A 12207-nucleotide genomic window follows, 5' to 3' on the forward strand; every position below is an offset into this window, starting at 1 on the left:
TCGCATGAGAAAAAGAATCATCTATGGTCCGATCCTTTCAAGAAGACTTGGAAGGTCCCTTGGAATTGATGTAATTAAAAATTCCGACACAAAAAAGAACTGTAACTTTGATTGTGTTTATTGCCAGCTTGGACATGCAGATAACAATATTACAGGACCAGAGGACGTTAAAGGAGCAGTCAGAACCGAAGAGGTCATTGAAGACATCAGCTCATATCACAAGAACATCGATCACCTTGATTACATAACTTTTTCCGGTACCTGTGAGCCCACACTAAACCTTAGACTTGGAGAAATGATAAAGGGAATTAAGGAAATCAGCGAGCATCCGGTTTGTGTGATAACTAATTCTTCTCTTGTTGAAAGAGATGATGTACGCTCAAATATTGCTGAAGCTGACTTTGTGGTAGCAACTCTTGTATCCGGTTATGAAGATACATTCAGAGCAATCAACCGGCCTGTTGATGGTATCAGACTTGAGAATATTATCAACGGGTTGAAAGCCATAATGGACATGGAAAAACGCCCAAAGCTCGGGATTGAAATAATGCTTGTTGATTCGACAACAAATTATCCTGTGAACTGCACGGACAGAGAAATTGATAGACTACTAGAAGTCCTCAAGACAATTGGCCCTGATGAAATAGAAATACTTACGGTTAGTAGGCCACCTGCAGAGGAATATATTATTCCTGTATCAGATACCAGACTAAAGGAAATTGCCTTCAGATTCGATGAAGAGTTTGGGAGGGGTCGGGTGAAACTGGTACTTAAGGGTCTTAAAAGAAATCGTTCAAGCATGAAACATGAGAACATAGAAGAAGAGGTCTACGACCTTATACTAAGGAGACCCTGCACTTTTAAGCAAATATGTGCATCCCTTGGAGTCGATAGTGTGGAACTTGAACCCATTATTGAAAAACTGATGTTATCAGAAAGTGTAATTGAGATTGGGAATGTAGAAGAAAGATATTATAAAACATCCTGAACTCAGGATTATTCAGTTCGGTATATGATATTGCGCTGATATCACACTGAAAATTCATTTATACTTGAAAAATGAGCAATTCAGTACATTTGACAGTACTGAATTGTATATTAAACGATTTAACAGGCGTAGCTGCCAAACATGGATTTCGCAGATTCTACCAGATTAGACAACATATCCACTGGCACGCTCATAATCATTTCTTCATCCTGTATCTCAGTATATTTCCTGCTTCCACTGCATCCAATGGTTACTCCTGCCTCACCTGTAAGGTATGGATAGGCAACACCGTCTGCACAGACACTCTGCTTACCTGCAAAGCCTGCGTTCACACGTCCTCCTGTCTTGTGGAGCAGTGCCTGTGATAGCTCCATTACCTGTTTAGGCTTAGCGATAATGAGAACTACATCTGGTGCGAATGTAGCTTTCTCAAGAGGGGAGTAAACAACAGCTTTAATTGAGTTTGCTTCTACCATCGGAACTCTTTCCATGGTTGACTTTGCAGAATCAATGGTTGCAAAGTGGTTCAGGTTGAAATAAACTTCACCGGATTTAAGCTTAGGACTCATCTCAGTTAATCCCATGACTGCAGCTCCACCTTTACACATCTGATCATCAAGCAAAGCATAGAAAGGAGCACCCAGTCTTCTTACGTTGTCTACCATCTGGCAGTGTCTTGTATTTTCACCTATATGAGGGATTCCTGCAGGAATCTCTTCACCGGTCTTTACCAGATAGACAGCAACTGGAGAAGTATTCATTTGAAGTATTTCTATGAGCTCTTTACCGAATCTCTGAATGTCATCGTTGTTCATTGTGATGTCTCCTATCAAAAAAAATTGAGTTCTCGGATGTGCACATAGTACACACAACTGGTATATCAAACTTACCACTCGTTTAGTGAGAAACAGGACATTTCAACATGAGTATTTAACATCCGTTAACATCATAATAAATTATTAAGATCCATAGGGATCCTTTGGCGAAATTATACATGGCAATTACTTATAAACCACAATTCTGGATATTTACGCTCACGTTTACAATTCTATATTTAAATTTATTGGATTGGCTTTTTATATTTTCTCTCACATGTGTATTATATACCTAAAATAAGTTCGGTTTTGGAAGCTTCTGCTAACCTCATTCTGGAAATCTTTAGAATTATATCTAATACAATATAGAAACAAAAAACCCCCATTTATTGATAGTATTAGTGAACTAAGAGGTGGCAGTTAAAAATTACATCAGCACGACCTGTCAATAAATGTTAAAAACTGCTTCCAACGAAAAAGAAGAAAAGACGAAGAGTGATTTTATGTCAGATAATTACAAATGGTTCCTAAAAGATGCAGTTGTAGATAAAGCCATGTGTACATTTTGTGGTGCATGTGCTGCAGTTTGCCCATATGATATCGTTGAGTTTGATGATAATGGTGCCAAAATAAAGGACGAATGTTACAGAAATGGTGAAGGTGCATGTAAGGATGTCTGCCAGAGAGTAATGACAGATGCAGCGCGTATCTCTATGAATGTATTCAATTTCAAAGCAAAGCCACCAACACTCATTGGCCAATATGAAAGAATCGTTGCTGCACGTGCAATGGACTCTCATATACTGGAAAATGGACAGGATGGAGGTGCTGTTACAGCCTTTCTTGCATACTGCTTTGATAATGAGCTTATAGATGGCACTTCCATCATTGCTGGTTTATCTAAACCCAGCGTTAGAATTGTAACTGGCAAAGATGAACTGTTGCAATCCCAGGGTGCCAAGTACTCAACAATACCCGTTATGAGTGCTCTTCGAGATATAGGGAACGAACTCAACAATGTTGCAATGGTAGGTTTGCCCTGTCAAACCTATGGAGCAAGAAGAACACAATTTTTCAATGGGCTTAATGTTCACCCTATAGAAGTTGGAATGAACGGGGAAAAGGCATCTCTGCCAAATATACCTTACGTCATAGGTCTTTTCTGTATGGAGAATTTCAATTTTGAAAAGTTATCATCCTACCTCATAAGTGAAGGTGTGGATATGAACAAGGTTAAAAAGTATGCCATACGCCTGGATGAGCTCATAGTGACCACAGATGAAAGTGAAATTAAGTTCAACATAAAGGATCTGCATGATTGCGTATGGGAAGGCTGCCGCGTATGTCGTGATGCAGTTTCAAAGGTAGCAGACATTTCAGCAGGTTACGCTGGCAGCTCAATGGGCTGGACAACTCTCATTGCAAGAAATATGAAAGGACTGGAACTTCTTGAGAAGGCAGAAAAAGCAGGATATATTGAAACCTCGGAAGATATTGATACTGATCAGATTGAAGAATTTGCCAGCATTAAAATGGAAAGGTTCAAGAAAGAACTCAAAAAACGTCTTGAAGCTGAGATTCCGGTAAACCATTACTGGGTACGGGATTACCCCGGTGTGCAACCTGAAGTGAATGGAACGAACTTTGTCAAGATCAAAACTAATTCAGGTATAGTGAATCATGCTTATATGGCTAAAGTTACAAGACTTGCCGAGAAATATGGAGATGGCACTCTTGAACTTACCACGCGAAAAAGTATCGAGATACAGGGCGTAAAAGGTGAGAATGTAGACGATCTTATGAACGAAATATATTCAAGCGGCCTGACCACCATAGGAATGGGTTATGCAACAGCATGTCCGGGTAATACATATTGTCCTGAAGGTCTTGTCAATACTAAAGACCTGGCTAATGAGCTCACAATGCTGTTCGCTCAGAAAAACATGCCACATAAAATGAAGATTGGTGTGGCGGGTTGTCCCAATAACTGTGTTCGTGCACATAACAATGATATTGGTATCATAGGTCAGCTCTACCCTACAATAGATCTGGATAAATGCACCGGTTGTGGTAGATGTGAAGAACTGTGCAAGGTTAATGCTATCTCCATTGAAAATGGTAAATCTGTAATAGACCGTGATATCTGCATCAATTGCGGATGGTGTATCAGGGGTTGTCCGCACGAGGGTGCCATTGAAGGTCAGCGTGGATTTTCCGTATGGATTGGTGGCAATAGCGCAAGAAGACCTACAGATGGAATACTTCTGAAATCATTCTGCACTCCCAAGGAAATTCCTGAAATCGTTGAGAGTGTACGCTTACATTTCGTCAAACACAGAACACAACCAGGTAAAGAACGCCTTGGCAATATTATGGAAAAAGTAGGAAAGGGAGAATTTGTAAGCACGATGTGATCTTATGATCCTTTTTTTTTGAATCTCAAAAATGAATCAATTAAAGACAAGTTAAAATCCAGTAAGATTAGAGGAAAGAAGGTTTATTGATGCTAAGAGATGGAGCTACAAACATAGGATAAATATGATTTTATGCAAAGTCCTCATTGATTAATTTGGAACAAATCCTTGTTTGTCGATATGGTGAAAAGACTATCCTTAAAAAGAACTGTTTACATTTTGTGAAGATTCCGGTAGTTATTTAGGTAGTTTTATCTCATATAATAGCATATATTGAATATTCCTAATTATATATAACTTTAGAAATAGCTCTGGCGATTTATATAATCTGATTGAAAAAAGTATATTGGGTGGTTGGAAAAGTGAAAAAACTTATGATTCTAGGAGCTGCCAGAACACAAGTTCCAATAATTAAATTAGCTAAGGAACGTGGCTTTGAAACAATCGTGGTAAGCTGCAAGGGTGGTTATCCCGGTTTAAAATTTGCAGATAAGATATATGAAGTTGACATTTGTGATAAAGAAAAAGTATTGGAAGTTGCTATAACAGAGCATGTTGATGGGATAGTTACAGATCAACTTGACTTTCCGGTTCCAACCATTGCTTATGTAACTGAGAAATTAGGCCTTCCAAGTATTGGCTATGATTGTGCACTAAAGTTCACTAACAAATTCTTAATGAGGAATGAAAGCACTAAATTAGGAATAAAGAATCCTAAATACTATAAGATTTCAACCCTGGAAGAAGCCAGGGAAAAGTGTTTGGACATTGGTCTTCCAGTAATAATAAAACCTACAGATAGCGCTGGCAGTAGGGGGATTTCAGTGATAAGAAATCTCACTGACCTAGAGGATGTATTCGAGCCTGCAATTGCTTTCTCTAAAGAGAATTGCTTAATAATGGAAAAGTACATTCAGGGAGAAGAATATGTAATTGCAGGCTTTGCTTCAAATTACAAGTTCACAAATTTAGCAATTGGGAAAAGGCAATTATTTGATATTCCAGGTGTATTTATTCCCAATGTAACCCTTTACAGTTCATCTCCTGAAAATTATATTGAAGAGCAGATGTTAAAGACTAATAAATATTTGATCGAGGGGTTTGGTTTAAAATTCGGTGTTACTCACTCTGAGTATATAGTTGAAGAAGGAACAGGGGATATATATCTTGTAGAATGTGCTGCCAGAGGTGCTATATGTGCCTCATCTCACTTGGTACAATTAGCTACGGGCATTGATGTAAATAGTCTATTGCTTGATGTTGCCGTGGGGGATGTAGAGGAAATTGAAATTCAAGATATAGAGAGCAATGTATCTGGATATTTATTGTTCACGTTGCCAAAGGGCTTTGTTAAAGAGATTAGAGGTATCGATAAAATACAGTCAGTACCAGGTGTCCAGAAAGTGTATATTGAGCCTATCTATATAGGGATGGAAACAAAAGTCATGACCGATAAAGGTAACCGTATGGGCCCGATTCTCATCAAAGGTAAAACTAAAGAACAATGTGAAAATACAATAAATGAAATAAAGACATTGTTTGAGATCGATGTAGAAACCTCTGAAGGAATCAAAGGTATAATATGGTAGGGATGTACTGAAAAGATTGGGTTTTTAGAAACCCAATTTTCTATTAAAATGAGTCTATGTAGAAATCCTCATTTTAATAGTAGTATAATTTTGATAAAGATATCAGGATTATTTATGATATTTATATGAATTAATCGGTAATTTCAGTAATTTGCTAATTCTCCCTTCGATTCACTTCTTCCTGTTATCATTCTACCTCAAACACTGCACAACCAACTGAATCCTTAGCTTTCTCCTAAGCCATTCTCCAACAAACAGGATATATCTATCAAATCTGAATTTATCCTCATCAATTATCGGAGGACCTTGTTTTACAATCGTGAAATGCTTTTTCTGAATTCTCAGCCATGTATTTCTAAGCAGGAACGATACCAATGCAAAGAAGTATCTTAGAGTAACGTTTATTGTAGATGTTTTGGGTTTGACTATATTTCTCATCCTGTAAGACGATTCAATAGCAAACTTCCTTCTGTATACATTGCTGATCCTCCTGGGTTTCCATTTAATTCCATACACTACAAAACCAAGATTTTCACACCCTGTTTTATTCCTTTTACCTTTCAGGTACTTGACATCGAGAACAATATCCAACCTAACCACTTTCTTCTGAGGATTCTTCATTATATCTTCAGTATATCTCGCGTTTCTACCGATAAGTAGTCGCTTGATTTTGTATCCTCTTCTTACTACAGGTGTAATATGAGCAATCCCTTTGTTCTGTAAGAACTCAAAGACATCAACAGAATAAAACCCTCGGCCCAAACAAAGAACCTTGGTCTTTAAACCTAGATCATTTATCATATCAAGAAAATAGTTGAGGTAATAGACCGTTGTTTTACTTTTTTCTACTGGAAGAACAGATATAGTGAACCTCTCATTCTTGTTTATTATAGATAATGAAATATATGAATAGAAAGAGTTTGTTGACTTTTTTGCCTGTCCACGTATCACATAGTTTTCATTGGATTGATCAGTTCTTCCATAATAAGGGTCATTTGTAAAGTCGATAGCAAACTCATACTTTTTCTCTGGATTAAGTGTGGCAATAGGATCTTGGAGCAGGATATTTTCGTTTAGGTGGATAAGTTCTTCAAGATCAAGTTTATTGAGATGATGTCTTGTAGATGTTTCACAAGAAATCTTTTGATAGTGTTTTGACATGGAATGAATCGAACTATTATCTACTGCCATACAAATGGCAGCATAGAACAGGTCTTTACAGGTAAGTGAACCATTGATAGTAATGATGATATTATCCGTAAGGGATTTTAGAACAGTATCAATGCATTCTTTAGGTCTTAATTCGACTTTAGCACAGGCGTTTGGATTAGATGCTAGAAGAGACATATGGCGGCGTTTCCGCAGCTTATAAAGCTATCTAAAGGCATTGATGAGCTCAAATGGATTAAATTAGCAAAGTACTGAATTTGTTTATATCTAATAATTTTTATTAACAAGTATACTTATATAAGGTTATGTGCGTTGTACGTAGGTGTATATACAACAAGTAGGCACCTATTTACCTGTATATATATATCTTTAACTATGTTATAGGAGTTTGCATTCATGAAAAAGTGATGATCCTTGGGGCCGCTAGAGCACAAGTTCCAATAATCAAACTAGCTAAAAAACGTGGCTTTGAGACAATTGTTGTAAGCCCTAAAGGTAATTATCCCGGCTTTAAACTTGCAGATAAGACCTATGAAGTTGACATATATAATAAAGAAAAAGTCCTGGAAGTTGCTAAAATAGAGCAAGTTGATGGAGTAGTTACAGATCAGCTTGATTTTCCTGTTCCAACCGCTGCTTATGTGACTGAGAAATTAGGCCTGCCAAGTATTGGCTATGATTGCTCACTAAAGTTCACTAATAAATACTTAATGCGGAATGAATGTTCTATATTAGGAATAAAGATTCCTGAATACTATAGGGTTTCAACCCTGGAAGAAGCCAGGGAAAAGTGTTTGGACATCGGTCTTCCAGTAATAATAAAACCGACAGATAGCGCTGGCAGTAGGGGTGTATCAGTGATAAGAAATATCACAGAACTGGAGGATAAATTCGAGTCTACAATTGCTTTCTCTGGTGATCATTACATACTAGTAGAAAAGTACATTCAGGGAGAAGAGTACGCAATTGAAGGTTTTGCTTCAAATTATAAGTTCACAAATTTGGCTATTGGGAAAAGGCAATTCTTTGATATTCCCGATGTATTCGCTCCCAATGTAACTATGTTCTGTTCATCTCCTGGAAATCATATTGAGGAGCAGATGTTAAATATTAATAAATATTTGATTGAGGGTTTTGGCTTAAAATTCGGTGTTACTCACTCTGAGTATATAGTTGAAGAAGGAACAGGGGATATATATTTTGTAGAAAGTTGTGCCAGGGGTGCTGCGTCTTGTATCTCATCTCATCAAATACCATTAGCTACGGGCATTGATGTAAACAGTCTGTTGCTTGATGTTGCTGTGGGTAATGTAGAGGAAATTGAAATTCAGAATATAGAGAACAACGTATCTACATATTTGCTGTTCACGTTGCCAGAGGGCATTGTTAAAGATACAAGAGGTATTGAAGAAATTGATTCAGTACCAGGCGTCTATAAAGTATATATCGACCCTATCCCCAAAGGAATGGAAACAAAAACAATGGTGGATAAAGGTAACCGTAGGGGTCCGATCATCATCAAAGGGGAAAATAAAGAACAATGTGAAAAGACAATAAATGAAGTAAAGGCTTTGTTTAAGGTCGATGTGGAAACCTCTGAAGGGATCAAAGGTATAATCTGGTAGGAATTTTGAAATGATTGGTTTTGTAGAAACCCTATTTTCTCTAAACATTAGTCTCTGTACATCGATATATTATACACATGTATATACATTAACAAGATTATTATATTTTACACGTACACGTATATATAGGCATATATTTATAGGTAGTTGTACGTTATTGCAGTAGATTTCTACTTGCTTTGGTATATATCTTTAAATATATTACAGGAGTTTGTTCATGAAAAAACTTATGGTCCTTGGAACAGCTAAAACACAGGTTCCAATAATTAAATTTGCAAAGAAACGCGGCTTTGAAACGATCGTTGTAGGCTGGGAGGGTGATTATCCTGGTTCAAAATTTGCAGATAAGGCCTATGAAATTGACCTATATGATAAAGAAAAAGTATTGGAAGTTGCTATAACAGAGCATGTTGATGGGATAGTTACAGATCAACTTGATTTTCCGGTTCCAACCGTTGCTTATGTAACTGAGAAATTAGGCCTGCCAAGTATTGGCTATGATTGTGCACTAAAGTTCACTAACAAATTCTTAATGCGAAATGAATGTACTAAATTAGGAATAAAGAGTCCTGAATACTATAAGGTTTCGACCCTGGAAGAAGCCAGGGAAAAGTGTTTGGATATTGGTCTTCCGGTAATAATAAAACCTACAGATGGCGGTGGCAGTAGGGGTATATCGGTGATAAGAAATATCACTGAACTGGAGGATAAATTTGAGCCTTCAATTGCTTTCTCTAAAGAGAATTGCTTAATAATGGAAAAGTACATTCAGGGAGATGAATATGTAATTGCAGGCTTTGCTTCAAATTATAAGTTCACAAATTTAGCTATTGGAAAAAGGCAATTCTTTGATATCCCGGATATATTCATTCCCAGCGTAACCATGTTCTGTTCATCTCCTGACAATTATATTGAAGAGCAAATGTTAAAGATCAATAAAACTTTGATCGAGGGTTTTGGTTTAAGATTCGGTATTACTCACTGCGAGTACATAGTTGAAGAAGGAACAGAAGATATATATCTTGTAGAATGTGCTGCCAGAGGTGCTGCTACCTGTATCTCATCTCATCTAATACCATTAGCTACCGGCATTGATGTAAACAGTCTGTTGCTTGATGTTGTCGTGGGGGATGTAGAGGAAATTGAAATTCAAAATATAGAGAGCAACGTATCTGGATATTTACTGTTCACGTTGCCAGAGGGTTTTGTTAAAGAAATTAGAGGTATCGATAAAATACAGTCAGTACCCGGTGTCCAGAAAGTGTATATTGAGCCAATTTATATAGGGATGGAAACAAAAGCCATTACTGATAAAGGTCATCGTCATGGTCCAATTCTCATCAAAGGTGAAAATAAAGAACAGTGTGAAAAGACAATAAATGAAGTAAAGGCATTATTTGAGATTGATGTGGAAACCTCTGAAGGGATCAAAGGTATAATCTGGTAGGGATTATATTGGGATGATTGGTTTAGTAGAAATCCTACTTTTTATTTTAGCACAACAATTTAAAACAGCATAACTTTTCTAATTATTACTTGCCACAAAAAACACAAATGAGATAATTGTGTTTGTTCCAGACTTTTAATCTGGAACATACTTCATAATTCATTAAAAGATTGTGCTTATTCTTCAAACAAGGATTTCTACAGAGCCGCGATAATACAAAATAATTAAAATAAGCGCAGTGCAAGGTAGATCTTACTTTCTAGGATAGATCTTCAACAATTCATTGTAGAACTCCGTCAATATCACTTTATACACGATGTAGATCGGAATCGCAAGGATATACCCAGGGCGCCCAGCATATCTGCAAAAATGAGTATCATAAGTATACTAAGCAAAGGGTTCACTGCAACTTTTCCTGAGATCATATAAGGGATCAGGTAAAGGTTGTCAACAAGCTGGGCAATGATAACTATGATGATTTCAAACAATGCTGTGGGTAGGGCTTACTATGAAACCAACGATAACTGCAGGAATAGCTCCGTCCACCGGACCGATATATGGTACAATGTTGAGAAGTCCTGCAATAAATCCAAGGAAAAACCAGCCATTAATCCCTGCAAGATAGAATCCGATAGAGCATATAGTACCTACAATAGCACTTTCCAGGATCTTGGCAGAGAAGAAATCACCGAGTCTTCTTCCTATATCAGATATTGATGAATCAACACATTCCTGATATTTTACAGGGAAGAACTCAATGCCCTCATTAGCTATCACGTTCTTCTTTGAGAAATACATGCGGAACATCATTGGTATGATGAGCAGGCCGGTGAAAAGGAAAAAGGATAACTTGGATATCAATGAAGAGAAGAAACTGAATATGTAATCACCAATTGATCTCATATCCTCTCCTGTGATCATGGGTGCTGCAGTTCCGTTAGTTACTCCCGGGTCAGCAGGCATTTTGCCATTTCTGGTGGGATCTGCGAACGTAAAGAACTCACCATAAGTGGAAAAGAGAGTCGTTATGCCGGATTCATACTCTTCCTGCGAATCTACAAGTGAATTCATGTCTGACAACTGGCCTGCCATGAGCAGAGATACCAAAAAAATGGCGAGAACAATTAATATCAGAGCATAGATTCTTTTTGTTCACAATGATTTATTTCCAAAGTGTTTATTGAAGGCTATCAGTATCCTGTCTGTCACAAGTACCATAATGCTTCCGATTGTAAGTACAATGAGGAGATCCTCAAAATGGAACCGGATAATGAAGAACACCGGGATAAAGATAATTAGACAGGGTTATAGTTCTCTGAACTCTCCCATTTAGCATTGAGGAGATGGGATATCGTGTGCGAGAACTCCTCGGCACTAGCCCATACGGCCATAAGGTCAGCTTCCCCCTCATCCTCTTTCAGTATCTCAACGATCATCTCGTTGGCATCCACAACTACTACGAAGCTTTTGAGGTCCATACACGTGTCCTTCACAGAATTCACTTTGACAGATGCGAGGGGGACCAGATCAGAGAGTCTCCTTGCCTCATCCTCGTGTGAACTGATAAACCTTATACTGATACCTTCATTAGTGATCTTCCTGTTGAATATGCCAATAATCGTAGTATGGTCCTTTTTGAGGGAAGGATACTTTTCTGCAAGTGTACGGAAAGGTGTTAATGAACTCATCACCAGTATGTCCTTTTTAGCACCCTCGATCATTTGTATGAACTTATCAGTGACATTTCTGGTACCTTTGAGGGTCCAGATGGGCCCTTCGTCTCCGCCACAGGAACAGACACCATACATCTCTTTAAGCTCTGTGAGGACCGTATCACATTCTTCTTCATAGTCACGTTTCAGTTTTGCTATAGCTTCTTCAGGAGGAAGACATCTGTAACGCATTGGTTTTGTATTCTGGTATTCGATGATACCTCTTTTTTCCAGTTTCTTGAGAGAGCCATAGATAGCAGAATTAGGAACACCGGAATCAAGATGTAGGGCGGATACTGTTGCACATTCGTTTTTTATAAGAGCAATAAATACCTTTGCCTCATATGATGTGAGGCCGAGGTTCTGGAGAGATGTTAGAAGTATTGTAATGATATCAACCCCTTAATTAGAAGAAAAACACATAAATAAACAAATAAAAAAAAGAGA

At 37.6% G+C, this 12207-nt stretch carries 9 protein-coding genes; 5 read left to right on the forward strand and 4 right to left on the reverse strand.

Translation table 11 applies throughout. From position 1 onward, the window contains the following. The first annotated feature begins 4 nt into the window (after nucleotides 1-4). On the forward strand, nucleotides 5-988 hold the full coding sequence (locus tag QZZ23_RS05710; RefSeq protein WP_292467656.1) for a radical SAM protein: 984 nt from the start codon (nucleotides 5-7) through the stop codon (nucleotides 986-988). A 119-nt stretch (nucleotides 989-1107) separates the two neighbouring features. Here the strand turns inward: QZZ23_RS05710 and QZZ23_RS05715 are convergent, their stop codons facing one another. After that, nucleotides 1108-1803: a DUF169 domain-containing protein gene (locus QZZ23_RS05715; RefSeq protein ID WP_292467657.1), complete on the reverse strand. Its 696-nt coding sequence runs from the start codon at nucleotides 1801-1803 to the stop codon at nucleotides 1108-1110. A 452-nt stretch (nucleotides 1804-2255) separates the two neighbouring features. On the opposite strand from QZZ23_RS05715, the gene QZZ23_RS05720 reads away from it, so the two are divergent. Both QZZ23_RS05720 and QZZ23_RS05725 read left to right on the forward strand, forming a co-directional pair. After that, a complete protein-coding gene (locus QZZ23_RS05720) occupies nucleotides 2256-4217 on the forward strand; it encodes a Coenzyme F420 hydrogenase/dehydrogenase, beta subunit C-terminal domain (protein WP_292467659.1) in 1962 nt (653 codons plus the stop codon). Between the two features lie 362 nt (nucleotides 4218-4579). Next, the gene (locus QZZ23_RS05725) at nucleotides 4580-5806 is read left to right on the forward strand and encodes an ATP-grasp domain-containing protein (protein ID WP_292467661.1); all 1227 of its coding nucleotides are present in this window, start codon (nucleotides 4580-4582) and stop codon (nucleotides 5804-5806) included. Nucleotides 5807-5998: 192 nt separating this feature from the next. On the opposite strand, the gene QZZ23_RS05730 is transcribed toward QZZ23_RS05725, so the two are convergent. Next, a complete protein-coding gene (locus QZZ23_RS05730) occupies nucleotides 5999-7153 on the reverse strand; it encodes an ISH3 family transposase (protein WP_292467663.1) in 1155 nt (384 codons plus the stop codon). A gap of 230 nt (nucleotides 7154-7383) precedes the next feature. On the opposite strand from QZZ23_RS05730, the gene QZZ23_RS05735 reads away from it, so the two are divergent. Further along, nucleotides 7384-8601 carry an ATP-grasp domain-containing protein gene (locus tag QZZ23_RS05735; RefSeq protein ID WP_292467665.1) on the forward strand — a complete coding sequence of 406 codons (1218 nt, stop codon included), beginning with the start codon at nucleotides 7384-7386 and terminating at the stop codon, nucleotides 8599-8601. A gap of 217 nt (nucleotides 8602-8818) precedes the next feature. After that, nucleotides 8819-10048 (forward strand): ATP-grasp domain-containing protein, encoded by a 1230-nt coding sequence (locus QZZ23_RS05740; RefSeq protein ID WP_292467667.1) that lies wholly within the window; start codon nucleotides 8819-8821, stop codon nucleotides 10046-10048. A gap of 480 nt (nucleotides 10049-10528) precedes the next feature. Here the strand turns inward: QZZ23_RS05740 and QZZ23_RS05745 are convergent, their stop codons facing one another. Next, a complete protein-coding gene (locus QZZ23_RS05745; RefSeq protein ID WP_366931320.1) occupies nucleotides 10529-11191 on the reverse strand; it encodes an AI-2E family transporter in 663 nt (220 codons plus the stop codon). Between the two features lie 152 nt (nucleotides 11192-11343). After that, nucleotides 11344-12153, reverse strand: a complete 810-nt coding sequence (locus tag QZZ23_RS05750) for a helix-turn-helix domain-containing protein (RefSeq protein ID WP_366931321.1) — start codon at nucleotides 12151-12153, stop codon at nucleotides 11344-11346. Nucleotides 12154-12207 lie beyond the last annotated feature (54 nt).

This window comes from Methanolobus sp. (assembly GCF_016278385.1).
In the GTDB taxonomy this organism is placed as follows: domain Archaea; phylum Halobacteriota; class Methanosarcinia; order Methanosarcinales; family Methanosarcinaceae; genus Methanolobus.

Excerpts from the sequence above, each read along its gene's own strand:
- QZZ23_RS05710 (WP_292467656.1), top strand. The coding sequence starts at position 5 with ATGAGAAAAAGAATCATCTATGGTCCGATCCTTTCAAGAAGACTTGGA.
- QZZ23_RS05715 (WP_292467657.1), bottom strand. The coding sequence starts at position 1,803 with ATGAACAACGATGACATTCAGAGATTCGGTAAAGAGCTCATAGAAATA.
- QZZ23_RS05720 (WP_292467659.1), top strand. The coding sequence starts at position 2,256 with ATGTTAAAAACTGCTTCCAACGAAAAAGAAGAAAAGACGAAGAGTGAT.
- QZZ23_RS05730 (WP_292467663.1), bottom strand. The coding sequence starts at position 7,153 with ATGTCTCTTCTAGCATCTAATCCAAACGCCTGTGCTAAAGTCGAATTA.
- QZZ23_RS05735 (WP_292467665.1), top strand. The coding sequence starts at position 7,384 with ATGATCCTTGGGGCCGCTAGAGCACAAGTTCCAATAATCAAACTAGCT.
- QZZ23_RS05740 (WP_292467667.1), top strand. The coding sequence starts at position 8,819 with ATGAAAAAACTTATGGTCCTTGGAACAGCTAAAACACAGGTTCCAATA.